At 54.3% G+C, this 23,957-nt stretch carries 23 protein-coding genes; 7 read left to right on the plus strand and 16 right to left on the minus strand.

What is annotated here, in order from left to right; genetic code table 11:
• Window positions 1-44: 44 nt before the first annotated feature.
• The 3 genes from Q3H59_RS18430 to Q3H59_RS18440 all read right to left on the minus strand — a co-directional run bounded on the left by Q3H59_RS18430 (window position 45) and on the right by Q3H59_RS18440 (window position 1,782).
• Window positions 45-587 (minus strand): YfaZ family outer membrane protein, encoded by a 543-nt coding sequence (locus tag Q3H59_RS18430; RefSeq protein ID WP_192412665.1) that lies wholly within the window; start codon window positions 585-587, stop codon window positions 45-47.
• 84 nt (window positions 588-671) lie between these two features.
• Window positions 672-1,367 carry an LrgB family protein gene (locus tag Q3H59_RS18435; RefSeq protein ID WP_192412667.1) on the minus strand — a complete coding sequence of 232 codons (696 nt, stop codon included), beginning with the start codon at window positions 1,365-1,367 and terminating at the stop codon, window positions 672-674.
• The gene (locus Q3H59_RS18440; RefSeq protein WP_008109984.1) at window positions 1,360-1,782 is read right to left on the minus strand and encodes a CidA/LrgA family protein; all 423 of its coding nucleotides are present in this window, start codon (window positions 1,780-1,782) and stop codon (window positions 1,360-1,362) included. The genes Q3H59_RS18435 and Q3H59_RS18440 overlap by 8 nt, the downstream gene beginning before the upstream one ends.
• Before the next feature lie 104 nt (window positions 1,783-1,886).
• Here Q3H59_RS18440 and Q3H59_RS18445 point away from each other — a divergent pair, with 104 nt between their 5' ends.
• Window positions 1,887-2,789 (plus strand): LysR family transcriptional regulator, encoded by a 903-nt coding sequence (locus Q3H59_RS18445; RefSeq protein WP_309836250.1) that lies wholly within the window; start codon window positions 1,887-1,889, stop codon window positions 2,787-2,789.
• 71 nt (window positions 2,790-2,860) lie between these two features.
• On the opposite strand, the gene Q3H59_RS18450 is transcribed toward Q3H59_RS18445, so the two are convergent.
• From Q3H59_RS18450 to soxR, 4 genes are all read right to left on the minus strand, one after another.
• A complete protein-coding gene (locus Q3H59_RS18450; protein ID WP_101763047.1) occupies window positions 2,861-4,510 on the minus strand; it encodes a Na+/H+ antiporter in 1,650 nt (549 codons plus the stop codon).
• 139 nt (window positions 4,511-4,649) lie between these two features.
• The gene (locus Q3H59_RS18455; RefSeq protein WP_101763048.1) at window positions 4,650-5,999 is read right to left on the minus strand and encodes an NCS2 family permease; all 1,350 of its coding nucleotides are present in this window, start codon (window positions 5,997-5,999) and stop codon (window positions 4,650-4,652) included.
• A 259-nt stretch (window positions 6,000-6,258) separates the two neighbouring features.
• Window positions 6,259-6,924: a glutathione S-transferase family protein gene (locus tag Q3H59_RS18460; RefSeq protein ID WP_137384974.1), complete on the minus strand. Its 666-nt coding sequence runs from the start codon at window positions 6,922-6,924 to the stop codon at window positions 6,259-6,261.
• A gap of 43 nt (window positions 6,925-6,967) precedes the next feature.
• On the minus strand, window positions 6,968-7,444 hold the full coding sequence (soxR, locus tag Q3H59_RS18465; RefSeq protein WP_101763050.1) for a redox-sensitive transcriptional activator SoxR: 477 nt from the start codon (window positions 7,442-7,444) through the stop codon (window positions 6,968-6,970).
• Between the two features lie 98 nt (window positions 7,445-7,542).
• Between soxR and soxS the strand changes: the two genes are divergently transcribed.
• Window positions 7,543-7,974 carry a superoxide response transcriptional regulator SoxS gene (gene soxS, locus Q3H59_RS18470; protein ID WP_036649992.1) on the plus strand — a complete coding sequence of 144 codons (432 nt, stop codon included), beginning with the start codon at window positions 7,543-7,545 and terminating at the stop codon, window positions 7,972-7,974.
• 253 nt (window positions 7,975-8,227) lie between these two features.
• Window positions 8,228-8,509, plus strand: a complete 282-nt coding sequence (locus tag Q3H59_RS18475) for a YjcB family protein (RefSeq protein ID WP_008109973.1) — start codon at window positions 8,228-8,230, stop codon at window positions 8,507-8,509.
• 55 nt (window positions 8,510-8,564) lie between these two features.
• Here Q3H59_RS18475 and Q3H59_RS18480 read toward each other — a convergent pair whose 3' ends face one another.
• Together Q3H59_RS18480 and Q3H59_RS18485 are read right to left on the minus strand one after the other, a co-directional pair.
• Window positions 8,565-9,515: an ATP-grasp fold amidoligase family protein gene (locus Q3H59_RS18480; RefSeq protein WP_101763051.1), complete on the minus strand. Its 951-nt coding sequence runs from the start codon at window positions 9,513-9,515 to the stop codon at window positions 8,565-8,567.
• Between the two features lie 8 nt (window positions 9,516-9,523).
• Entirely contained in the window at window positions 9,524-10,780 is a 1,257-nt protein-coding gene (locus Q3H59_RS18485; RefSeq protein WP_101763052.1) for a polysaccharide biosynthesis C-terminal domain-containing protein, read from the minus strand.
• Window positions 10,781-11,306: 526 nt separating this feature from the next.
• On the opposite strand from Q3H59_RS18485, the gene Q3H59_RS18490 reads away from it, so the two are divergent.
• The gene (locus Q3H59_RS18490; protein ID WP_008109970.1) at window positions 11,307-11,702 is read left to right on the plus strand and encodes an IS3 family transposase; all 396 of its coding nucleotides are present in this window, start codon (window positions 11,307-11,309) and stop codon (window positions 11,700-11,702) included.
• A gap of 934 nt (window positions 11,703-12,636) precedes the next feature.
• Here the strand turns inward: Q3H59_RS18490 and Q3H59_RS18495 are convergent.
• The gene (locus Q3H59_RS18495; protein WP_309836259.1) at window positions 12,637-13,590 is read right to left on the minus strand and encodes a DMT family transporter; all 954 of its coding nucleotides are present in this window, start codon (window positions 13,588-13,590) and stop codon (window positions 12,637-12,639) included.
• A 72-nt stretch (window positions 13,591-13,662) separates the two neighbouring features.
• Window positions 13,663-14,493: an AraC family transcriptional regulator gene (locus Q3H59_RS18500; RefSeq protein WP_101763054.1), complete on the minus strand. Its 831-nt coding sequence runs from the start codon at window positions 14,491-14,493 to the stop codon at window positions 13,663-13,665.
• Window positions 14,494-14,614: 121 nt separating this feature from the next.
• Between Q3H59_RS18500 and Q3H59_RS18505 the strand changes: the two genes are divergently transcribed.
• Window positions 14,615-15,142: an isochorismatase family protein gene (locus Q3H59_RS18505; protein WP_309836262.1), complete on the plus strand. Its 528-nt coding sequence runs from the start codon at window positions 14,615-14,617 to the stop codon at window positions 15,140-15,142.
• Between the two features lie 101 nt (window positions 15,143-15,243).
• Here Q3H59_RS18505 and ssb1 read toward each other — a convergent pair whose 3' ends face one another.
• Window positions 15,244-15,798: a single-stranded DNA-binding protein SSB1 gene (gene ssb1 / locus Q3H59_RS18510; protein WP_061718369.1), complete on the minus strand. Its 555-nt coding sequence runs from the start codon at window positions 15,796-15,798 to the stop codon at window positions 15,244-15,246.
• A 222-nt stretch (window positions 15,799-16,020) separates the two neighbouring features.
• On the opposite strand from ssb1, the gene uvrA reads away from it, so the two are divergent.
• Both uvrA and Q3H59_RS18520 read left to right on the plus strand, forming a co-directional pair.
• On the plus strand, window positions 16,021-18,849 hold the full coding sequence (uvrA, locus tag Q3H59_RS18515; RefSeq protein WP_110868157.1) for an excinuclease ABC subunit UvrA: 2,829 nt from the start codon (window positions 16,021-16,023) through the stop codon (window positions 18,847-18,849).
• Between the two features lie 219 nt (window positions 18,850-19,068).
• Window positions 19,069-20,133 (plus strand): NAD(P)-dependent alcohol dehydrogenase, encoded by a 1,065-nt coding sequence (locus tag Q3H59_RS18520; RefSeq protein ID WP_137384967.1) that lies wholly within the window; start codon window positions 19,069-19,071, stop codon window positions 20,131-20,133.
• Between the two features lie 6 nt (window positions 20,134-20,139).
• Here Q3H59_RS18520 and Q3H59_RS18525 read toward each other — a convergent pair whose 3' ends face one another.
• The 4 genes from Q3H59_RS18525 to Q3H59_RS18540 all read right to left on the minus strand — a co-directional run bounded on the left by Q3H59_RS18525 (window position 20,140) and on the right by Q3H59_RS18540 (window position 23,938).
• On the minus strand, window positions 20,140-20,490 hold the full coding sequence (locus tag Q3H59_RS18525) for an MmcQ/YjbR family DNA-binding protein (RefSeq protein ID WP_101763060.1): 351 nt from the start codon (window positions 20,488-20,490) through the stop codon (window positions 20,140-20,142).
• A 3-nt stretch (window positions 20,491-20,493) separates the two neighbouring features.
• Complete coding sequence (locus Q3H59_RS18530; protein WP_061718371.1) at window positions 20,494-20,910, minus strand: secondary thiamine-phosphate synthase enzyme YjbQ; 417 nt, start codon at window positions 20,908-20,910, stop codon at window positions 20,494-20,496.
• Between the two features lie 108 nt (window positions 20,911-21,018).
• A complete protein-coding gene (locus tag Q3H59_RS18535; RefSeq protein ID WP_309836267.1) occupies window positions 21,019-22,554 on the minus strand; it encodes a catalase in 1,536 nt (511 codons plus the stop codon).
• Between the two features lie 190 nt (window positions 22,555-22,744).
• Complete coding sequence (locus Q3H59_RS18540) at window positions 22,745-23,938, minus strand: amino acid aminotransferase (protein WP_101763128.1); 1,194 nt, start codon at window positions 23,936-23,938, stop codon at window positions 22,745-22,747.
• Window positions 23,939-23,957: the final 19 nt, after the last annotated feature.

Genomic DNA, 23,957 nt, shown 5'->3' on the forward strand with positions numbered 1-23,957 from the left:
ATTACGGCGGGGAAAAAAGTGGCCCTTAAAGGCCACTTTTCAGATTAGAAGCGCCAGGCTGCGCCGATAAAAAGACCATCAATCGCACGATGGGTTTTATATTCGTGCAAGCCACTGCCGAGATAGCGGTAACCGGAACTCAGCGTTAACCAGTGGGCCGGTTGGTAGTAAACTCCGGCCTCAAACTGATGCAGATGATCCAGCTTATAGGTGCTGAAGTTAGGCGCCATGCTGAAATCGAGATAGAGCCAGGTATGGCGCGCTTGTGGCAGTGGAGCCATCGCGCGTATACCCGCATTCACGCCGTAGCTGGAGGTTTTATCATGGTTCAATTCAGCCCAGAACAAACCGACGCGCGGCACAATGCGCATTGCGCCTACAGCCACGCCGTAACCCAGATTGGCGTCCAGCAATTCTGACTGATGTTTGGCATTCACGTATTCCACGCCATATTGCAGGCCTGGCGCGGTTTTTTGGCTGTTGATGGCGGCCGCAAAGAAATCACTGCCCCCCTTTACGCCGATTTCCTGAGCAGTTACCCCAGCGGAGGCCAACAGGAGCCCCATTGCAAAATACTGACTTTTCATTTATCGCTTCCTTATCGTTTAAGCGGGCAAACAATAAGCAAAGCGATCGGGCTGCTGTATGAGCAATGACTCAAAACCAGCGGATTACGATACCCACAGTAAGTGGCTTAACAGCGGCGCGAGAATGACGGTGACGACGCCAGACAGCATCATCACCAGGCTCGACACCACGCCTTCCTGCTGGCCGAGTTGATACGCGCGCGCGGTGCCTGCGCCATGTGATGCAGCACCAAAACCGGCGCCTTTAGCCACGCCCTGCTTGATGGCAAGACGCAGAAAAAGCACGTCGCCCACCGCCATACCAAACACACCGGTGATCACCACAAACAGCGCCACCAGATCCGGCTGGCCGCCAATCGGCTGCGCGGCTGCCAGCGCAAACGGCGTGGTGATTGAGCGTACCGCCAGGCTGCGCTGAATGGTTTCCGGTAACCTCAGCCAGCGCGCCAGCCACACCGAACTGCATACTGCCACCAGCGTGGCCGTCAGCACGCCCACGCTTAGCGACAGCCAGTGACGCTTGATGATCTCAAGGTTCTCATACACCGGCACGGCAAATGCCAGCGTCGCCGGGCCAAGCAGCCAAATCAGCCAGTGGCTTTCAGCGATGTAATTTTTCCAGCTGACGTGAGTGAGCAGCAACAGCGCCACCAGCACCAGCGGCGTCAATACCAGCGGCATCAACAGCAGCGTGCGCCAGCGGCGATAAAGAATTTTGTTGAGGTAGTAGACCAGCAGCGTGAACGCCAGACACAGCAGACTAATCAGCAGATCATTCATGATGCGCCTGCTTGCGTGCGGCGCGCGCCAGTTCGAAGCGATACAAACGATCAACCACCAGTGACGTCGAAGCCAGCACCAGCAAGGTACTGACGCCGATCACCACGCAGATGCGCCAGCCTTCACTGCGCAGCAAATCGCTGTAGTTCACCACCGCCACCACCGCTGGAATAAAGAACAGCAGCATTTCTGCCAGCAGCCAGTTGGCGCCAGCTTTCACCCAGCGCAGCGGCACGATGCGCGTCATGATCAACACCAGCAGCAGCACCATGCCCACTACGTTGGCGGGCAGCGGCAGATGCAGCCAGCTCACCAGCCTGTCGCTGAAAATAAACAAACCGACATACAGCACCAGCTGCAGCGGAACAAAGGTACGTTGCAGGAGATCCGTTCTGCGCGGGCTTAATGCCATCATTGCTTGTTACCTGGATGAAAAATTGAGGTGCTCAGTATAAATCCGCCGCAAACTGTGAAAGAAATGAATTAAAATTATTCAAACTATGCCAAAAAGGAATGTTTATGGATGTGCGCGCCCTGCGCTACTTCACTGAGGTGGTGCGCCAGCAGAGCTTCACCCGCGCCGCTGAGAAGCTGTTCGTGACGCAGCCGACCATCAGCAAAATGCTGCGCCAGCTGGAAGAGGAGCTCGGCTGCACCTTACTGCTGCGCGAGGGCCGCAAACTGCATCTTACGGATAGCGGTCAGGCGGTTTACCAGCGCGGACTGGTGATTCTGCAAGAGTTCCACCAGCTTGAAGCGCAGTTGGGCGATATCAACCAGCTGAAAACCGGCGAGCTGCGGCTGGGTATTCCACCGATGGTCGGCATGCAGATGGCCGGTTCAATCTCCGCCTTTCGCCGCCGTTATCCTGGCGTACAGCTGAAAATATCCGAGTTCGGCGGACTGACGGCGCAGCAAGCGGTGCTGAGTGGCGCGCTGGATATCGCCCTCACCGCGCTGCCGATCGAATCCGAACTGCCGCTCAATACGCTGGAGCTGATGCACCATCCGCTGTGCGTGCTGCTGCCGCGCAGTGAACAATGGCGCGATCATCGTAAAGTCGGTTTGGCAGAGTTAGCCGAACAACCGCTGCTGATCCTCAATGAAGAGTTCGCCTTGAATCGCCAGATTCGTAAAGCGTTTCAACGCCAGAACCTGACGCCAACTATTGCGCTGCGCAGCGCGCAGTGGGATTTTCTCGCCGCAATGGTGCAGGCGGGCATGGGGCTGGCGATTCTGCCGGAGCCCATTTGTCAGCGGCTGGATAAGCAGTCGCTGCTGTGGCTGCCACTGGAATCGGAGCTGCAGTGGAGTTTGGGGTTGATTTGGCGGGAAGGCAGTTATCTGTCGCGCAGCGCCGAGGCGTGGATTGAATGTTGCCGTGAACACTGGCCGGATAGTGCGCCACGGCTGTCGGTGTGAAAACAACAGCAGCACATTAGCGTAGCGGCGCAATGTTTTGCGCCGCTACCGATGAACAATATGGCTTACTGCTATTCCTCTTTCTCAATCAGCAGCGCTTCCAGCAGATCAAGATCGTGCAGCAGTTTCTGCATTGTCTCGTTGGAGATCTCCTGCGTGGCGCGCAGATGATAGACCTCGGCGCGCTCGGCGCGCAGCGCATTGAGGCGGAAACGACGCTCGAGATTTTCGGCAAATTGCGCCTGCTCGATATCGTTTTTCCCCTCCGCGCGACGACGCAGATTACCAATCACGCGCAGGCTGACCTCTTTCAGCAGCTCAGGATCGATGTTCTCTTCGGTGTCGCTCTCAAGACGCTGCTCCATTTTATGCAGGCTCTCAATCGCCACACCCGCCATCGCGGCACGCGCAAACTGAATCTCACGACGATGGCCGACCTTATCGATGCTTTCTACGTCGCGCAGCAGAATCGGCAGTAGCACCACGCCAACCAGCAGCGACACCAGAATCACGCCGGTAGCGATGAACACCAACTCATAGCGCGCCGGGAACGGATCGCCGTTGCTCAGGAACAGCGGAATCGACAGCACACCGGCCAAGGTAATGGCACCGCGCACGCCGGCAAAAGAGGCAATCAGCAATTCACGCAGCGAGTAATTGGTAAACTCCAGCGGCTTCTTCTTCAGCAGACGCATGCTGGTGCGCTTCATGATCCACAACCAACCGAAACGCACCACCATCAGCGCGGCGTACACCAACAGAACATCGGTAAACAGCATCCACAGTTCCACGTTAGGATCGGCTTGCGCCTGCGCAATCGAGGTGGAAAGGATGTCGGGCAGCTGCAGGCCGAGCATCAGGAACACCATGCCGTTGAACACGAACTCCAGCATCTGCCAAACGCTGTTCGCGCGCAGACGCATCGCCAGCGGTGCCTGGCGGATAATGCCGGAACGCGTAATGGTCATACCGGCGGCGACGGCGGCGAGAATGCCCGATACGCCAAGGTGTTCCGCAATCAGGTACGAGGCGAACGGTAACAGCAGCAGCAGCACGGTCTGTGTTGCCGGGTCATCCCCGCTCCAGCGGCTCAGCAGACGCAGCGAGCGGCCATACAGCCAGCATATCGCCACACCAGCGACCAAACCGCCAACCGCCACTTTGAGAAACTCAACGCTGGCGCCGCCCCACGTAAACACCATGGTGCCCATCGCCACCGCGACGGCAAACTTCAGCGATACCAGGCCCGACGCGTCGTTCATCAGGGCTTCGCCCTGCACAATCGACATAATTTTTTTCGGGATGCGTCCTTCACCGACAATGCCGGACAGCGCCACGGCATCGGTTGGCGAAAGCACCGCCGCCAGCGCGAAGGCGGGAATCAGCGGAATCCCTGGCACCAGCCAGTAGATCAGGTAGCCAATCCCGACCACCGTGATCAGCACCAGAACCAGCGCCAGCCCCATGATTTCGCGACCGTGATGCAGGAACTCGTTTATCGGCGTTTTCCAGCCATCCGCAAACAGCAGCGGCGGAATGAACAGCACGAGGAACAGTTCCGGATCAAAATCGACATGCAGGCCGAAGACGGGAAATGCGAGCAGTGCACCGGCGGCAATTTGCACCAGCGGTAGGGGAATTTGAAACGGCAGAATACGTGCCGCCACGCTGGAGAGTGAAACCACCAGCGTCATGATGAGAATAGTAAAGAAGATTTCCATGCTTTCCTTAGGCGAATCAATTTCATTAAAGCGATGTTGTTGCGTGGGAAAGTGTAAAACAAAACGCCGCACAGCGGAGCAACCCGATGTGCGGCGTGATGCAGAAAGCGAATAATCCTGGAATTATTCAACTTTCAGGTCAGATGGCCCAGCCACCGGCATAGAACGCGACCAGCGCGACAGCAATCACCACGGTGCCCACGTTCAGCTTGCGCCACTCACCGGCAAACAGGCGTCCAATCACCAGTGAAGCGAAGCCGAGCATGATGCCGGTGACGATGTTGCAGGTCAGCACGATGAACACGGCGGTCAGCAAGCCGGACATCGCATCAACGAAATCGTTGAAGTCGATTTTTGCCACGTTACTCAGCATCAGCAAGCCAACGTACATCAGCGCCGGCGCGGTCGCGTAAGCCGGAACCAGATAGGCCAGCGGCGACATAAACAGGATCACCAGAAACAGCAAACCCACCACAATCGCCGTCAGACCGGTTTTACCACCCGCCGCCGTGCCCGCCGCCGATTCGATATAGACCGCAGCTGGCGAAGCGCCGACCAAGCCGGCGAACAGGCTGCTGACGGAATCGGTGGTTAACGCACGACCGCCGTTGATGATCTGCCCCTCTTTATCCAGCAGATTCGCCTGCCCCGCGACCGCGCGGATGGTGCCGGTGGCATCAAAGACGGCGGTCATCACCAGCGCCAGCACGCTTGGCAACACCACAGGTTGCAGCGCGCCCATGATATCGAGGCTAAACATCGCTGATTGCCCGTTAGCATCCTTCAGGCTCGGCATGGCAAACAGACCTTGATAGGTCACCGCCGGATCGAAAATCAGGCCGAGAATCGAGATGGCGATGATGGTCAGCAGAATGCCGCCCGGCACGCGGCGTTTTTCCAGACCAAAAATCGCCGCCAGTCCCACCAGCGACATGATCACCGGGAACGAAGCGAATTGACCCAACGCCACCGGCAAGCCCGGAGCCGGATTTTTCACCACTAAACCAATGCCGTCAGCGGCGATCAGCAGCAGGAACAAGCCGATACCTACGCCGGTGCCATGCGCCACGCCCATTGGTAAGTTGCGCAGTATCCATGCGCGGATGCCGGTGACCGAAATCAGCGTGAACAGCAAGCCCATCAGGAACACCGCACCAAGCGCCACCGGCACGCTAATGTGCTGGCCGAGCACCAGGCTGAACGCGGTGAAGGCGGTCAGCGAGATGGCGCAACCAATCGCCATCGGCAGATTGGCCCACAAACCCATGATGATCGATCCAAAACTGGCGACCAGACAGGTAGCGACGAACACCGCCGTTGGCGAGAAGCCCGCTTTGCCCAGCATGCCGGGCACCACGATGACGGAGTACACCATCGCCAGAAACGTTGTCAGACCCGCCAATACTTCCTGACGCACGCTGCTGCCGCGTGCAGAGATATTGAACCAGGCGTCCAGTTTTCCACTGGCCGGGCGCGATTCGCCAGACATAATTCTTCCTCAATTTTTTTGTGATGTGAGTCGCCGCGCGGCGCACGTTTGCCGTTCCCTGATGGCTGTTTTTCATGATGAAAATCCAGGCAAACGTTTACGTCGCCGCGTATTCCAGGCCGTAAAGGGGGACGCGGAAAAAAGGCAAACGATTATCTGGCGTTTGCCCTGGGGTTTTCAACTCTTAATCACGGGTATTGCAGGATAAATCCAGGCAACTCACCCCGCAGGGCCGCCAATTATGGCGGCCTGGCTGAACTCAGCGGCTTAACTCAATCGCGCCGCCCTGCTGGATCGCCCGCTGCCAGGCCGCGCGCTGCTGCATGGTTTCCAGCCAGCGGGCGGTGGCGGGCGTATCGCGCAGGGAACCACGCAGTTGCAGCGCCAGCAGCGGGAAGCTCATCTGCACATCGGCGATGCTAAAACGTGAACCGGCAAAAAACGCATGCTGCGTGAGATGCTCTTCAATTACCCGACCATGTAGAGCCAGCTGTTTATTCAGCCAGGCTTTCTGAATCCCTTTGCTCAGGGCGATGCCGGCCGGGCGCAGCAGCCACGGCACCGGCTTTTTGCCAAACTGCGCAAACACCAGTTTCATTACCAGTAATGGCATCAGCGAACCTTCGGCATAGTGCAGCCAGTAGCGCGCCTGAATCTGCTCATCTTCATGACTCAACGTCAGCTGATGTTCGCTGTCGTACTTCAGTTGCAGGTATTCGAGAATTGCGCCTGACTCGGCAATCACGCGATTGCCGTCGGTAATCACCGGGGATTTGCCCAGCGGATGCACTTTCTTTAAGGAATCGGGTGCCAGCAGGCTGTTTTCACGCTGATAGCGTTTGATTTGGTAAGGCACCGCAAGCTCTTCCAGAAGCCATAACACGCGATGCGAGCGGGAATTTTCCAGATGGTGAACGGTGATCATACGGTTTCCTTGCCGGTAAAAGTGTTCCGCCAAGTATAGTCGATCAGCGTTTTTGCTCGTCCTGTTCCGGATCGAGTAACACCGCGCCCGAACCTTGCTCGCCCAACCGGTCACCGGGATTGCGCAGCGGGCAATCGCGCATCGATAAACAGCCGCAGCCAATGCAGCCATCAAGATCGTTACGCAAGCGCGTGAGGGTTTCGATGCGTTTATCCAGCTCCTCGCGCCAGTGCTGCGTCAGCGCGTCCCACTCTTGTGTCGACATCCGTTTATTAGCCGGCACATGCGTCAGGCTGTCGCTCACCGTCGCCAGCGGAATGCCAATGCGTTGTGCAATTTTGATGATGGCAACGCGACGCAGCACGTCACGGCTGTAGCGACGTTGGTTGCCGCCGTTGCGCGAGCTACAGATCAATCCTTTGGTCTCATAGAAGTGCAGCGCCGACACCGCCACGCCGCTGCGCTTCGCCACTTCACCCGGCGTCAAAACCGGCTTCGGGTAATTGCGTTCTTTTTTCATTTAGGGCCTTTACCTCAAGTTAACTTGAGGAATTATACTCGCACCCCAGCAAAACTTCGAATTTCTTACCAGGCAAAAAACATCAGAAGGATGAGGCTATGATGCAACAGGAAATCATTCATTCGCTGTCCAACTGGATCGATCAGAATCTGGATAAAGCGCTGTCAATTGATGAAGTCGCGGCAAAATCAGGTTACTCAAAATGGCATCTGCAGCGTATGTTCCGTGCCGTCACGAAACAAACGCTGGGTGGCTATATTCGCGAACGTCGTCTGACCCTGGCCGCTGAAGCGCTGCGTCAAACCCAGCGTCCGGTGTTCGATATCGCGATGCAATACGGTTACGATTCGCAGCAGACGTTCTCGCGCGTGTTCCGCCGTCAGTTCTCGCAAACGCCAACCGCTTATCGTCATACCATGCGTCGCCAGGCGATGATTCAGCGTCCGCGTTTGCTCAGTTTTGACTGTGCAGACAACAACATGACCAGTTTTGCCCAGCGTACCACCGGCGAGTGCTGCCCGGTTAGCTAACCCTTTCTGCGCGCCCCTTGCGGGCGCACCTCGCTTTTCCTGCCTGTTTTTTCCCCAGTTCGATAAAAATCTTTCTACCTGACCCGGTATAAATTTTGTTCAAAATTTAAAATCGAGTGATATAATGTGAGCCAAGTCACACTTTTCTGTCTTCAGTTAGACGGCCAGAAGGACTTCCCTGACCTTCCTTCTTAGCCGCCAGTGATGTCGATTGAATGTCGGGGATATCACTGATTCTAAGAGGTTTTTGCAGATGGCCACCCTAACCACCAGTTTGATTGTAATGCGCTGGGAACTCCTGAGTGCGGTAATGATGTTCTTCGCCAGCACCATGAAAATTCGACTGCGTCAGAACAGTCACCACGTGATGGCGCTGCTGTGCGGTGGCATCGGCGTTGGCATGTCATGCTGGTTTGTTACTGGCCTACTCGGTATCACGCTGAGCATGGAGAATCTGCATAACTTTATGGAAATCTCCAAAAACGCCTTTATCGAAGTAATGAGCCAGACGCCAACCGATTGGCCAATGCCTTAATCGCAGCCAATAAAAAACCCCGCCGAAGCGGGGTTTTTTATTTTGCTGTGTGATTCTAAATTTTCTTCAATACGGCCGGAATGGTCACTTCCGCCACCGTGATGCCCGGTATCTTCGTACCGCGGCGATCCTGAATCCACATATCACCCATCATCTGATTTAGCCCGCGATCCAGACCGGTCACCAAACCCGCGCCCGGCGTGAAGGTTAATTCGCCGAAGTAGATCTGCTCGTTATCGATGTACCAATCCACGCGCACATAATCGAAATCGCTCGCCAGCTTTTTACTCAACGCCAACGCGTGCTGCAACGAGGCCATTTGCGGCGTCACGTCCAGGCCGGTATCACGAATTTTGTGATACGCCTCGTTGAGGTTGTTGACGTAGAAGTTCATCGACAACAGCGGATTGCAGCGGTTGTAGATCACCTGCAGCACATACTCAAAGCTACCGTCGCGCTTGTTGAACATATGGAACTTGTAGTCAATCGGTGCCGATTTACCATCGCCAATGTACTGCTCCACCAGAATGCGTGGCTTGATGTAGCGATAGTGAATCTCGCGCGCTTCGTTGGCGAAATCGGTCTTCAGCCAGCGATGGCAATCGTTGATAATCTGCTGCTTCTTCAACGCATCCGGCTCTTCCAGCAGGATCTCCACCATGTTGGAGGCGTGATTCGGCTTGATAACGGTATTTTTCCAGCTCGGCAGCGTGTGCAATGAGCTTGGATCGCTGGTCTCGTAAACCAGCGGGATCAGGTATTCGCTGCCCACCTTCTCGGCGATATATTCACGCACCGAATATTTGTCCGACAGACGACCATAAATCTGATAATCGCCATGGATGAATTTGCGATACAGCACCTTCTCGTTAAACACTTTCGGCTCGCGCAGATTAGGCAATTTGCGGAACTTGTGAAAATAGTAGATACGATCCTGGTATGCCCAGGGCATCTTCTTGATGAAGTACTGAACGCTTCTTCTGAGTTCATCTTTCAACTTGAGCATATCTGACCTCATTTGTAGGTTTTGTAGTTGAGTGAGGAAACCTGGATTTTTTGGATGACGCCGTTTTTGAAGAAGTAATTCATTACGGTAAGAGACAGCAATTCTGAGATGAAAACGCTCCATGCGGCACCCATGATGCCGTAGCTCTGGATCAGCCACCACGACAGCGGCAAGCTGATGACCATCAGGCAAACGATTTTCTTCAACAGATAATTAAACCCGCCTTCTTTGACCATGTAGCGATACGCCACGGTCCCCATCGCCGAAAAGCAGGTTGCTAACGACAACAACGTAATGAGACTTCCTGACTGTGTGTACTCGTGACCATATAAAGCGATGATGATTTTTTCGCCGTACATCGCGATCACCGCTAACAACAACAATGAAACACCCATGACATAACCATTAAGCCGTGCTGTCAGCTTGATGGCGGTTTCTCCACGCTCACGGAAGATTTCCGAAAAGCAGGAAGTGATGATGGCGACCGGGATAAAAATCCAGGAGGCCGAAATGGTATTGGCGGCGGCGAACAACCCAAGATCGCGCGCTGAGGCGATGCCTGCCAGGAACATCTGTGCCGCTTTCACCTGCACCGAGATAAAGATGCTGGAGATGGCCAGCGGCAATCCGGCGTATAGCAAATAGCGCAGATAGGTGTTGCGCTTATCCTGTGGCGGCGCCACATCCTGATTTTCGCGATAAAAGTTAAAACGCTTAATGACGTACGGCACCAACGTGACGGCGACAATCGAAACGGTCAGCCATAGCGGATTGAGGTGCAGCCAGGCAATGGCGAAACTTAAGCTGAAGCCCAGCAGCAATCCGACAGAGTTGGCGATGGTATTCAGCCGCGACGCTAAGCGCGCATTGTTGTAGACACTGAAGGTGTCCTGCGTCACGAAAACCGAAGAGATAAACGAGGCCAGTGCAAAAGCGAGGAAGTTTTCCTGCATGTTGTACCAGACCCAAATCAAGACGGGCAGCGATGTGAGCAACAGCAAAACCATGCGCATGTTGCGCGCTACGGTCATCAGGCGTAGCCCTTTCGGTGCACTCTTACTGATACGTTTAAACAGAATGGTTTCCGTACCGAAAATCGCCACGGTCTGCACCATGGAAAACAGTGAGGTCGAAAACGCCATTTGGCCAAAGATGGTTGGACCAAAGGATTTTGCCACGTAGGAGGTCACAAATATGACGCCGAACACGGAGACGATCTTTTCAGACATCATCCAGGCGGCATTCGACATTACGCTCAATTTCATTGACTGATCCTTAGTATTACGAACTACAACAACTTTCGGTACAACGTCCTTGAAATGAATTAACAAGCGCTCAGTGGGCCTGACTTAATTTATTAACTTCAAACCAAACTGGTCCGAAAAATGAGACTCGCGTCAGCAATTAGGAATTATATTCAGGAAAATTCCGATTATATCCGGTGCGAAACTCGGTGGATGTAAACGATTTCAGCCTAAATTCTAAGCAAAAGTTTACTGGCATACTCTGACATTTCTGCAATTGGTTTATGCCGATTTTCCAATGAATGTAGTATTTTTCTGCATTTGGGATGGAGAGAATTTATATCAAAAACCTAAAGCCAGGAAGGCGTTCAATGCCATTCGGAATAAAATAAGATTTATCCCATGATGATATTTCTTCTAAATATCTTAATTTAACCCTCGCAATTCAAATCGCGCACTTTAATACTGCATTAATAGTGTTTTTGCAGTGCCAGATATTAATACAGTAATTCTCATCCACTAATTGATAAGAAAGGTAATAGCATTTATGAGAAAGTCACGATATAGCGAAGAGCAAATCACAAATGCCATTAAAGCTTCTGAAACGGGAGTGAAAGTCAGGGAGATTTGTGAGGAGCTTGGCATTTCCGAGGCCACTTTCTATAGCTGGAAGAAGAAGTTTTCTGGGCTCTCTTCCGAAGAAGGTAGAAAAATCAAGGAGCTGGAAGATCAGCTACTTAACCTCACGCGTGAGCTGCAATCACTGAGTTCCGATAAAGAGATGCTGCAAAGCGTATTGAAAAACTTCTTCACCACCAATGAAAAGCGTCAGGCGGTTAACTTTCTGCAAACGACATTCGACATAGGTACCCGTCGTAGCTGCCGTTTACTGGATATTAGCCGTAGCGTTTATCATTATCCTGCAGGTACAGATAATCGCTAATACCATTAAGGCCGATGTTATTTGACCTAATGCTGAGATTTGTTCTTACCAGAAGATATCAAGATCATTTAATACGGCGTTCACAACATAACAATTCGCACCAATTTTTCCTGATGAATACCATCGCGGAATTGCTTCCTTTTTTGCGGTAAAATAGATTCACATCAGCAAAAGTCTCTCTATTCAAGCCATTCTAACGAAGTCCAATCTCATTTCGGTGAGATTGGCGCTTCGATTATTACTTTACCAACATTAATCATCAGTCCTGAATGCGGATAGTTCTGTTAAGCATTAATGAACAACCGAGTGTAACCGCTCACACACAACCTCTGTTTTCATCTGGATCTGTTCTGAGATCGATTCGTCAATCGTTTGACACGCGTAGACCATAATTCCCTCTTCTGTTGCCAGGAATAATCCTGATAACAAAGGTTACCTGCCCTAAACAATAACGGCCAAAAAGCGGGAAATAAGTTAAATTCCTGCACCCTATTCATCGCTACGCTTAATGGTTTTTTGCCAAAGGTTAATGGAATCTTTCTTAACATCTCTCGATTCCCTTAAGCAAAAAGTGGTTTTCAAGTGCCAATCTTCAGTGCCAAATGGCAATAAACGGTAGGTTAGATGCATGTTTTTGCGCGTTAATGCGTCGGTTTTTTCCGCTTTAGGGCCTGCGATAGCCAGGAAGATCGGAGATTCGTGAAGGTTCAGGAAGCCTTAATACGGTTAAACACTCATGCGCCGGATGAAACGGTATGACTTTTTATGACAAATCAGCGCTAAAAAGAGGGCTGCAATTAGCCAAAATGTTATATCGATGGCCAGCTGAGCGCCTGAATGGGCGAAGAGGCGAGTGAAAAGGGTTAGTCAAATTCTTAAAATACAGCGTAGTACGCTGCCGAAATGATTTTTCAGCAGCGCTGATTTTGATGACCTATACCGCAGTGATGTGCGGCTGGGGTTTAATACGCATCGCGTAGATCACGCCAATAATCAAACAACCAATGCCAAGCACGGTTAGCAACGGCGGCCAGCTTTGTCGCCACAGGAATGTCCACAGCAAACCGGCTAAGGTTTCGAACACAATCAGCGGCCCCATGATCACCGTCGGCACGCGTTGGCTGGCCGCATTCCAGCAGAGCGTGCCCAACCATGAGCAAATCAGCCCGATACCTAACATCAATAATAGAAAGCGTTGCGGTTGCGGCCCGAATGGCAGCGCAAATGCAGGTTGCTGCCAGTGAAGCTGCACGCAGACTAATAGATAGAACACTATTGCCAGCGGCAGCGTCACCAAACCTTGTGCCGTCGCCCAGCTGGATGGCTTGTGCTGGGGATGCGCGCGTAACCATAAACCATTACGCAGCGGATACCATGTCCAGCATGCCACCGCCAGAACCGCTAACCCTAAACCGGTGAGATAGCGCGACCAATCAAAATCGGGGCCTTGCGTCTGGAGTTCGGCGGCATTCACGCAAGCCAGGCCCACAGCAATAATCAGCAACGCTGGCGTCAATTTACGCCACGGCAAGCGCCCTTCAAGATGGCCATAACAGAGATTGGCCGTCACAGTAATCACCACCGGCAAGGTGCCGATAATCATGGTAGAAATGGGCGCGCCGGTGCGTTGAATCGCGCTGGCGAGAAACGCGTAATAGAGCAAATTGCCAATCAGCGACAGCTTCAGCGCTTCAATCCAGTCTTTGCGCGCCAGCTGACGCAAACGACGGCGATCCAGCCAGGCGAGCGGCAACACCACCAAACCAAAGGCAACGTAGCGTCCGGCCGATTGCAAGGTGCCGGGATAATCCGGTATTAACAACGGGCCCACAAAGATCAATCCCCACATCAGTCCCGCCGCCAGCGCAAACAGTATTCCAGCAAACATAAACTCTTCCTTTATATGCATTCCGCTGCAGTGTGACGCAGGTGGAGGCTAAAGGCTTGTAGCAGATTGCGGTTAGCGTGAAGGGAACACTTGTTTTTGATAGCGGCCCGGCGTGATGCCGTAGCGATGCGCGAAGGCGCGGGTGAGATGAGCCTGATCGGTAAGACCAACCGATGCCGCGACGGTTGCCGCACTGTCGCCGCGTGCCAGCTGCTGTTTTGCTGCGAACAGACGAAAAGCCATCAGCATTTGATGCGGCGTGACGTGGAAGTGTTGTTTAAAACTGCGCAGGAAATGCCACGGCGACAGTGATGCCAGCGCAGCAAGTTCTTCGAGGCGCACCGGTTCGGCGAGATTTTCACGCAAATAGTCTCTTACCGCATCAAAGCGATGTGCACCTTCGACAGGTCGCTGCTGTCCCTGACGCGCCAGCGGACGCATTAACTCCAGCAGTTCGAGCAAAATGCTTTCACGCTCCAGCGGGGTTTCCGCCTGCCACATCTGCGCCAGCAATTGAGAAAACGGCTGCGCCAGACGCGCATCGGTGCGCAGAGCGTCGGTGAACCACCAATGACGATCGCCGGTCAGACGATCCATCTCCTGCGGATCAATATAGATCATGCGATAACGCCAGCCTTCGTCGCAGGCAGATTCACCGGTGTGCAGCTCGTCAGGATTCATCATCACCAGCGAATGCTGCGGCGCGGTGTAACTGGCGCCGCGATAGCGAAAGCGCTGGGCGCCCGATTCGATAGTGCCGATGCCAAAGGCTTCATGGGTATGCGGTTCAAAAGCGTAGCGGGAGATGTGCGCCTGATACAGCTCGATGCCCGGCAGCTCAGCAAAATGCTGAAACTGCGCACGATCTTGCTCACAAGGAAAGATTTCAGGAACCACCTTCACGACACACCTCCGGGAAAAATCGCTTATAAGCATGCGCGGCAGTGGCGATAAATGCAAAGCGGATTTGCTTTACCTCGTTGCGAGTTCACCGGACACTGTCAAAACTTAACAGGAGATCAAAATGGCTAATCGTGTAGTTGTGGTAGTGGATATGCAAAACGGCGTGCTGGCATCGCCGCGTTTTGATCGTGCCGGACGCTGCGAGCGGATCAATCAGTTAACCGCTGCGGCCGATCAGGTGCTCTTCATCCAGCACGTTGGCCCAGGTTTAGAGGTCAATTCAGCAGGCTGGGCCATCGTGCCCGAGTTGCAGCAGCCGGCCAACGCCATCTTTGTCAATAAAACCGCCTGCGACAGTTTCTGGCAAACCGATCTCGCCGCTCAACTCGACCAACGCGGTATTAAAAGCTTCGTTATTTGCGGCTGCGCGACTGATTACTGTGTCGATACCACCATCAAAGTCGGCGCCAGCCTCGGCTATCACATCACCGTCGCCGCCGATGCGCATACCACCGCCGACCGCACCTATGTTTCCGCGCAGCAGCAAATCAATCAGCACAACGAAGTGTGGGCCGATTTGATTATGCCGGGCAACCCGGTGCTGGTACGTGAGACGGAAGCGTTATTGCGGGAATGGCGACCGCATTAAGGCTGCACCTTGTTTGGCTTGAGATAAAAAAAATGCCACTCCTCGCGGAATGGCATTTCTGGATTCGATAACGTCCGGCCTGAGATAGCTCAGGCGGATTATCAGAACGGAATATCGTCGTCAAAATCCATTGGCGGTTCGTTGTTAGCAGGCGCGCTCTGCTGCTGTGGACGCTGCTGCGCACCGCCGCTGAACTGGTTGCCACCGCCCTGCGGCTGCTGTTGTGGCTGCTGTGGCTGGCCCCAACCATTGTTATTGCCGCCGCCCTGGCCGCCTGCCGGTGCGCCACCTGCGTTCGCGCCCTGCTGACGTCCGCCCAGCATCTGCATGGTGCCGCCAACGTTAACCACCACTTCAGTGGTGTATTTTTCCTGGCCGGCCTGATCGGTCCATTTGCGGGTACGCAGCTGACCTTCGATGTAAACCTGAGAACCTTTACGCAGGTATTCGCCAGCCACTTCCGCCAGCTTGCCGAACAGCACAACGCGGTGCCATTCCGTGATCTCTTTGTTTTCACCGGTTGTCTTATCGCGCCAGCTTTCTGACGTGGCCAGCGTAATGTTGGCTACCGCGCCACCATTTGGCATGTAGCGCACTTCCGGATCCTGACCCAGATTCCCGACTAGAATCACTTTGTTTACGCCACGACTGGCCATGTTGCTGTCTCCCGATGAGTTGATGCTAAAAGTCTAAGCGAAAAATTGTATCACGTCACATTGGCGTGTGCCCACTTTAGAGCGGGATTCCAAAATTTATCGGCGGACAGAATAGCAAAAACACTGGATATTTATTCAGTTTATTTTTTGTGCCATAATGGACCGTTTCTGCTGGTCGTGCTGGCAAGGCATGGCGAGTGTTGTTCAATCCGGGAAAGGTGAATGGATAAGATCGAAGTCCGCGGTGCTCGCACCCATAATTTGAAGAACATCAACCTGATCATCCCTCGCGATAAGCTCATTGTGGTCACCGGTCTGTCAGGTTCCGGTAAGTCTTCGCTGGCGTTTGATACGCTGTATGCGGAAGGCCAGCGTCGCTATGTCGAGTCGCTTTCGGCCTATGCGCGCCAGTTTCTTTCATTAATGGAGAAACCGGACGTTGACCATATTGAAGGTCTTTCGCCCGCCATCTCCATTGAGCAGAAATCGACTTCGCATAACCCGCGTTCCACTGTCGGCACCATTACCGAAATTCACGACTACCTGCGCCTGCTTTTCGCGCGCGTGGGTGAACCGCGCTGTCCGGATCATGACGTTCCACTGGCGGCGCAAACCGTGAGTCAGATGGTCGATCAGGTGCTGTCGCAGGAAGAAGGCCGTCGTCTGATGCTGCTGGCACCGGTGGTGAAAGATCGCAAAGGCGAACACACCAAAACGCTGGAAAACCTCGCCGCGCAGGGCTATATCCGTGCGCGTATCGATGGTGAAGTGTGCGATCTGTCGGATCCACCGAAGCTGGAGTTGCAGAAGAAGCACACTATCGAAGTGGTGATTGACCGCTTCCGCGTGCGCGAGGATCTGGCAACGCGTCTGGCCGAATCCTTTGAGACCACGCTGGAACTGAGCGGTGGCACGGCGATCGTCGCCGATATGGACGATCCCAGCGCCGAAGAGATGCTGTTCTCGGCCAACTTTGCCTGCCCAATCTGTGGCTACAGCATGCGTGAACTCGAACCGCGCCTGTTCTCGTTCAACAATCCGGCTGGCGCCTGCCCGACCTGCGATGGCCTGGGCGTGCAGCAATATTTCGATCCCGATAGAGTGGTGCAGAACCCCGAGCTGTCGCTGGCCGGAGGCGCCATCCGCGGCTGGGATCGCCGTAACTTCTACTACTTCCAGATGCTGCGCTCGCTGGCAGAGCATCTGCAATTCGATGTCGAAGCTCCGTTTAACAGCCTAAGCGACAAAGCGCGCGAAGTGATTCTGTACGGTTCCGGCAAAGAGAATATCGAATTCAAATACATCAACGATCGCGGTGACACCTCAGTGCGCCGCCATCCGTTTGAAGGCGTGCTGCACAACATGGAGCGCCGTTATAAAGAGACGGAATCCAACGCGGTGCGCGAAGAGCTGGCGAAATTTATCAGCAACCGTGCCTGCGCCAGCTGTGAAGGTACGCGTCTGCGTCGTGAAGCGCGTCATGTTTTTGTTGAAGACACCAACCTGCCGACCATCTCAGAAATGAGCATCGGTCATGCGATGGATTTCTTCGCCAACATGAAGCTGAGCGGCCAGCGTGCGCAGATTGCGGAAAAAATCCTGAAGGAGATTGGCGATCGCCTGAGCTTCCTGGTGAACGTCGGCCTGAATTACCTGTCGATGTCACGCTCGGCGGAAACGCTCTCCGGCGGTGAAGCGCAGCGTATTCGTCTGGCCAGCCAGATTGGTGCCGGTTTGGTCGGCGTGATGTACGTGCTGGATGAACCCTCAATCGGCCTTCACCAGCGCGACAACGAACGCCTGCTTGGCACGCTGATTCACCTGCGCGATCTCGGTAACACGGTGATAGTGGTGGAGCACGATGAGGATGCGATTCGTGCCGCTGACCATGTGATCGATATCGGCCCAGGCGCGGGCGTGCACGGTGGTCAGGTGGTTGCCGAAGGTGATGTGCACGCGATCATGGCGAATGAAAATTCCCTGACCGGCCAGTTCCTTAGCGGCAAACGTGAGATTGCGATTCCCCAAGAGCGCGTCAAAGGCGATCCAGCCAAAGTGCTGAAACTCACCGGTGCGCGCGGTAACAACCTCAAAGATGTCACGCTGACGATTCCGGTTGGCTTATTTACCTGCATCACCGGCGTGTCCGGATCGGGTAAATCGACGCTGATCAACGATACGCTGTTCCCGATTGCGCAGCGCCAGCTCAACGGCGCGACCACCATCGAAGCCGCGCCTTATCGTGAGATCGCCGGTCTGGAGCATTTCGATAAAGTGATCGATATCGATCAGAGCCCGATCGGTCGCACACCGCGTTCGAATCCCGCGACCTACACCGGCATTTTCACTCCGGTGCGTGAACTGTTCGCCGGCGTGCCGGAAGCGCGTTCACGCGGCTACAATCCGGGGCGCTTCAGCTTCAACGTGCGCGGCGGACGCTGCGAAGCCTGTCAGGGTGACGGCGTGATCAAGGTAGAGATGCACTTTCTGCCCGACATCTACGTGCCGTGCGACCAGTGCAAAGGCAAGCGCTATAACCGCGAAACGCTGGAGATTAAATACAAAGGCAAGAGCATCCACGAAGTGCTGGATATGACCATCGAAGAAGCCCGCGAATTTTTTGATGCGGTGCCAGCGCTGGCGCGTAAGCTGCAAACGCTGGTCGATGTCGGCCTGTCGTATATCCGTCTGGGCCAGTCAGCTACCACGCTTTCTGGTGGTGAAGCGCAGCGCGTCAAGCTGGCGCGTGAGCTGTCAAAACGCGGCACCGGCCAGACGCTCTATATCCTCGATGAGCCGACCACCGGCCTGCACTTTGCGGATATTCAGCAGTTACTGGAAGTGCTTCATCAGCTGCGCGATCAGGGCAACACCATCGTGGTGATTGAGCACAACCTCGACGTGGTGAAAACCGCAGACTGGATTGTCGATCTCGGCCCGGAAGGCGGCAGCGGCGGCGGTGAAATCCTGGTGTCCGGCACGCCAGAAACGGTGGCGGAGTGTGAAAAATCACACACGGCGCGTTTCCTTAAGCCAATGTTGAAGAAGTAAACTCCTCTCAGGCCCGCCATTGCGGGCCTGTTTTTTTCTGTCGGATTCCGCAACGAAATGCAGGAACAGGCAAGAATCAGACAACTTCAGGCATATACGCATTCCCCCCTGCTGACTATCCTTACAACGTTCCTTTTGGCGTCCCTTACGCCCTTTATCCCTTCAGTGCGCTGAACGGGATCCCGCATAGAAATCACGACACATCCTACTGGAGACACCATGAATATTACGCATGCCTATGCCGCACAGGACGCGAAAGCAAAACTCGCCCCGTTCGATTTTAAGCCACGCGAACTGCGCGCTCATGATGTGCAGATTGAAGTGTTGTACTGCGGCGTCTGCCACTCGGACCTGCATACCGCGCGCAACGAATGGCGCAACACCATTTTTCCTGTGGTGCCTGGCCATGAGATTGTCGGTCGCGTGACGGCCGTTGGCGCTCACACCCACAACTACAAAGTGGGCGATTTGGTCGGTGTTGGTTGTATGGTTGATTCCTGCCGCAGCTGTCCAAGCTGTCAGGAAGGGCTGGAGCAGTATTGCGAGAATGGCTTTGTTGGTACTTACAACGGTGAAGACCGTGAAACCGGCGCAATCACCTACGGCGGTTACTCCACCAGCATGGTAGTAGATGAAAGCTTCGTGCTGCGCGTACCAGAAAATCTCGATCTGGCGGGCGTTGCGCCACTGCTGTGTGCCGGTATCACCACTTACTCACCGCTGCGCCACTGGAATGTCGGTCCGGGTAAAAAAGTCGGTATCGTCGGTTTGGGCGGCCTTGGTCACATGGGCGTGAAGCTGGCTCATGCGATGGGCGCACATGTGGTGCTGTTCACCACGTCACCGTCAAAAATTGAAGATGGTAAACGTCTGGGCGCTGATGAAGTGGTGATCTCGAAAGATGCCGACCAAATGGCCGCACACACCAACAGCTTCGACTTCATCCTGAACACCGTTGCAGCGCAGCACGATCTCAACCCGTTCATTGCCCTGCTGAAGCGTGATGGCAACATGACGCTGGTCGGCGCGCCGGAGCACGATCACCCGGCACCGCAGGTCTTCAACCTGATCTTCAAACGTCGCAGCATCGCCGGTTCACTGATTGGCGGCATCGCGGAAACCCAGGAAATGCTGGATTTCTGCGGCAAGCACGGTATCACTTCAGATATCGAACTGATCGCGATGAATCAAATCAACGAAGCCTACGAACGTATGCTGAAAAGCGATGTGAAATACCGCTTCGTGATTGATATCAATACTCTGCGCGAGGAATCTGCGGCTTAATTCGCCTCAGTGTTCATCATGGTTGACGCCCGCCGCGCGCGTGGCGTCAGCCTGTTGCCAGGAAGCATCCACCAGATAGTAAATCTGCGAATCTTTTAGCGAACCATCCAGCCACAGCGTGCTCCAGTGCGACTTATTTAAATGTTCGCTGGGAAACACATCGTTGTGCTCCTCACGTAACAATTCCGCTAGCGCAGGCGTGGCTTTCAGCGACAAGGCCGGACGCCCTTTTACCTCATAAAGCATGGCAAACAGCACACCTTCACTTTTAATCTGCGTCGCCTGCCAGCACTCTTTAAAGCTTTGCTCCGCGCCCGGCTTGCTCATGCAGTACGTCAGTAAATCCGAAGTATTCATCTTTTATTCCCCTTGTAAGGTCGCCACGATACGCCGCGCACCGCCCTGCACCCGATGTTCACCCAACCAGATTCCCTGCCACGTACCTAACATCAGGCGACCGCGGTTAACCGGAATCAGCAGCGAGACGCCGAGCAGTGACGATTTGATGTGTGCCGGCATGTCGTCAGCCCCTTCGTAATCGTGCTGATAAGGCGCACTTTCCGGAACATGGCGTAAGAAATGCTGCTCCATATCGCTGCGCACGGTGGGATCGCAATTCTCATTGAGCGTTAACGACGCCGATGTGTGTTGCAGCAGCAGATGCAGTTGGCCGACGCGCACATCGGATAAGCCATGAAGCTGGCCGACAATCTCGTCGGTGATCAGATGAAAGCCGCGCGCTTTGGCGCCAAGCGTAAGCGTTTGTTGATGCCACATGCCAGAATCCTAAAAGTAATTACACCGTTTAAGTGTGCAGCATGTCGGCGAAAGGTAAACCCTGAAGAGAGGAAAAAACGGCAGAGCGTGAACTCTGCCGACTGAAGGTTAGTCGCTCAGCTTAGCGGCCATGGTTTTGATGCTGCCCACATCGTCTTTAGTAATTGCAGCCAGACGTTCGCCGTACTCTTTATCAGCCTTGTAGAAGTACGACAACATAATGGCGCGGCTCTGCACATCCACGCCTTTCAGCGCGCCGCCCAGAGAATTGATCAGATCGGTTTTCTCTTTGTCATTGAAGGAACGATACAGATCGCCCGCCTGCTTAAAGTTCTGCGTTTTGGCAATCATCGCCTGCTGCGTGATGCCGCTCAGCGGGCTGTGGCTGTATCGGGCGCTCTGCAGCTCTTCGCGTGGATAGACACGGCTTGGCTGATAGTTGACGCCATGATCGTCAGCCTTGCCGCTGTTCATCGCGCCGTCCTGATTACCGTTGCTCACCGGCACGCGCGGCGCGTTGACCGGCAACGTCAGGCCATTGGCGCCCAAACGGTGCATCTGGGTATCGGCGTAAGAGAACAAACGACCTTGCAGCAAGCGATCTTCCGATGGCTCAATGCCCGGAACCAGATTCGATGGCGCCATCGCCACCTGCTCGGTTTCCTGGAAGAAATTATCCACGTTGCGGTTCAATTCCATCTGGCCGACTTTCACTTCTGCGATACCCGGCCAGATTTTGGTAGCGTCCAGCGGGTTGAAGTCGAACTTATCCAGATCGCTGGCTTTGATGGTTTGAATATAGAGATCCCATTTCGGGAAGTCTTTGTTGTTGATCGATGCCACTAAATCTTCTGTCATGTGGCTGAAAGTGCTGCTCTGAATAGCCGCCACTTCGCCTGGATCGAGATTTTTCTCGCCCTGCAGGGTTTTCCAGTGGAATTTCACGTAGTGCACTTCACCTTTGGCGTTGACGAACTTATAGGCGTGCACGCTGTTGCCATCCATCTGGCGATAGTTTGCTGGCGTCCCCATGTTGGAGAACAGCATGGTCAGGCCGTGCGTGGCTTCCGGTACGTGAGAGAAGAAATCAAAGGTGCGCGCGTCGTTGCCAAGATTGGTGCGTGGATCAGGCTTAAAGGCATGCACCATGTCCGGGAATTTAATCGCGTCGCGGATGAAGAATACCGGCAGGTTGTTACCCACTAAATCCCAGTTGCCCTGGCTGGTGTAAAACTTGGTGGCAAAACCGCGTGGATCGCGCAGCGTTTCCGGTGAATGTTTGCTGTGCACCACGGACGAGAAGCGCACAAATACTGGCGTCACGCTGCCTGGTTTAAAGACTTCGGCAATGGTTAAGTCGCTAATATCTTTGCTGGCGCGGAACTCGCCGTGCGCGCCGGTACCGCGTGCATGTACCACGCGCTCTGGGATGCGTTCTCGGTCAAAGCGTTGCAGCTTTTGGATCAGCTGCACATCTTGCAGTAACACTGCGCCATTTTCGCCTGCGGTTTGTGAGTTCTGGTTATCGCCGACGGGGGCGCCGTTATCACGCGTTAAAGCGGTGCTGTAAACCGGAAGGGAAAAGGCTAAGGCTAATACACAAGCGAGGGGTTTGACTGCAAAAGAGTAAGCGGTCCAGGTCATAAGCGTGCTTCCTTGTGAGTTTAAATATGCGACTACATTGCCGCTCTCGCGCCGTTTCAGGCTGGAGGATATTTACACTCATGGGGAGAAGCGCTAACGAGACCAGTCCGGTTTATAGTTAAAAAAAGTTATAAATAAAAAACCGCCAAACCATGTTGGCGGTTTTTTGTGGCGCGCCGTCGCAGTGAAGTTACATCACCGCAGCAAACGCCTCAGCAACCTGGTTGACGTTACGGCTGTTCAGGCCGGCAACGCACATGCGGCCGCTGGCGATCAGATACACGCCAAACTCATCACGCAGACGGTCAACCTGCTGCGCGCTCAAGCCGGTATAGCTGAACATGCCACGCTGTTTCAGCAGGTAATCAAAGTTTTGTCCCGGCAGTTTGGTACTCAATACTTCAACCAATGCCTGACGCATGTCGATGATGCGCAGACGCATCGCTTCGACTTCTGCCAGCCAATTGTTGAGCAGCGCTTCGTCGTTCAGTACGCAGGAAACCACCTGCGCACCGAAGTTTGGCGGGCTGGAGTAATTGCGGCGCACGGTGGCTTTCAGCTGGCCCAACACACGAGCGGACTCTTCCGCGCTATCGCAGACAATAGACAGGCCGCCAACGCGCTCGCCGTATAGCGAGAAAATCTTGGAGAACGAGTTGCTGACCAGCGCAGGCAGACCCGCGGCCGCAATCGCGCGAATCGCATAAGCATCCGCTTCCATGCCCGCGCCAAAGCCCTGATAAGCGATATCGAGGAACGGAATCAGCTCCTGCGCTTTCAGTACTTCGGTGGTTTCATCCCACTGTGCGTTGGTGAGATCGGCGCCGGTTGGGTTATGGCAGCACGGGTGCAGCAGCACGATGGATTGCTTCGGCAAGGTTTTCAGTTTGGCGATGAACGCATCAAACTTCACGCCGTTGGTTTCCGCGTCATACCACGGATAGGTATTCACCTCGAAACCGGCACCGTTGAAGATCGCGACGTGGTTTTCCCACGTCGGATCGCTCACCCACACGTTGGACGCCGGGAAGTAACGCTTAAGGAAATCAGCACCGACTTTCAGCGCGCCTGAGCCGCCCAACGTCTGGATGGACGCAATGCGGCCCGCTTGCAGCATTGGATGTTGTTTACCGAACAGCAGCGGTGCAATGGCGTTACGGTAAGCGTTCAGACCTTCCATCGGCAGATACAGCGACGCCTGATGCGGCTGCGCCTGCAGGCGCTCTTCTGCTGCGGCAACCGCCTGCAGCTGAGGAATGATGCCCGCTTCGTTGTAATAGAGACCAATGCTCAGGTTTACTTTGTTATCGCGCGGATCTTGTTTGAAGGTTTCCATCAACGACAGAATCGGATCGCCGGCATAGGCATCAACGTTTTGAAACACGGTGCAGATCTCCATGATT

This window comes from Pantoea sp. SORGH_AS_0659, from assembly GCF_031453915.1.
Lineage (GTDB): Bacteria > Pseudomonadota > Gammaproteobacteria > Enterobacterales > Enterobacteriaceae > Pantoea > Pantoea leporis.

Coding starts and splice junctions, on each gene's coding strand:
- ssb1 (WP_061718369.1), bottom strand. CDS start 15,798: ATGGCCAGTCGTGGCGTAAACAAAGTGATTCTAGTCGGGAATCTGGGT.
- Q3H59_RS18490 (WP_008109970.1), top strand. CDS start 11,307: ATGAGAAAGTCACGATATAGCGAAGAGCAAATCACAAATGCCATTAAA.
- Q3H59_RS18450 (WP_101763047.1), bottom strand. CDS start 4,510: ATGGAAATCTTCTTTACTATTCTCATCATGACGCTGGTGGTTTCACTC.
- Q3H59_RS18445 (WP_309836250.1), top strand. CDS start 1,887: ATGGATGTGCGCGCCCTGCGCTACTTCACTGAGGTGGTGCGCCAGCAG.
- soxS (WP_036649992.1), top strand. CDS start 7,543: ATGATGCAACAGGAAATCATTCATTCGCTGTCCAACTGGATCGATCAG.
- uvrA (WP_110868157.1), top strand. CDS start 16,021: ATGGATAAGATCGAAGTCCGCGGTGCTCGCACCCATAATTTGAAGAAC.
- Q3H59_RS18475 (WP_008109973.1), top strand. CDS start 8,228: ATGGCCACCCTAACCACCAGTTTGATTGTAATGCGCTGGGAACTCCTG.
- Q3H59_RS18455 (WP_101763048.1), bottom strand. CDS start 5,999: ATGTCTGGCGAATCGCGCCCGGCCAGTGGAAAACTGGACGCCTGGTTC.
- Q3H59_RS18495 (WP_309836259.1), bottom strand. CDS start 13,590: ATGTTTGCTGGAATACTGTTTGCGCTGGCGGCGGGACTGATGTGGGGA.
- Q3H59_RS18435 (WP_192412667.1), bottom strand. CDS start 1,367: ATGAATGATCTGCTGATTAGTCTGCTGTGTCTGGCGTTCACGCTGCTG.
- Q3H59_RS18535 (WP_309836267.1), bottom strand. CDS start 22,554: ATGACCTGGACCGCTTACTCTTTTGCAGTCAAACCCCTCGCTTGTGTA.
- Q3H59_RS18430 (WP_192412665.1), bottom strand. CDS start 587: ATGAAAAGTCAGTATTTTGCAATGGGGCTCCTGTTGGCCTCCGCTGGG.
- Q3H59_RS18480 (WP_101763051.1), bottom strand. CDS start 9,515: ATGCTCAAGTTGAAAGATGAACTCAGAAGAAGCGTTCAGTACTTCATC.
- Q3H59_RS18520 (WP_137384967.1), top strand. CDS start 19,069: ATGAATATTACGCATGCCTATGCCGCACAGGACGCGAAAGCAAAACTC.
- Q3H59_RS18525 (WP_101763060.1), bottom strand. CDS start 20,490: ATGAATACTTCGGATTTACTGACGTACTGCATGAGCAAGCCGGGCGCG.
- Q3H59_RS18440 (WP_008109984.1), bottom strand. CDS start 1,782: ATGATGGCATTAAGCCCGCGCAGAACGGATCTCCTGCAACGTACCTTT.
- Q3H59_RS18505 (WP_309836262.1), top strand. CDS start 14,615: ATGGCTAATCGTGTAGTTGTGGTAGTGGATATGCAAAACGGCGTGCTG.
- Q3H59_RS18530 (WP_061718371.1), bottom strand. CDS start 20,910: ATGTGGCATCAACAAACGCTTACGCTTGGCGCCAAAGCGCGCGGCTTT.
- Q3H59_RS18460 (WP_137384974.1), bottom strand. CDS start 6,924: ATGATCACCGTTCACCATCTGGAAAATTCCCGCTCGCATCGCGTGTTA.
- Q3H59_RS18485 (WP_101763052.1), bottom strand. CDS start 10,780: ATGAAATTGAGCGTAATGTCGAATGCCGCCTGGATGATGTCTGAAAAG.
- soxR (WP_101763050.1), bottom strand. CDS start 7,444: ATGAAAAAAGAACGCAATTACCCGAAGCCGGTTTTGACGCCGGGTGAA.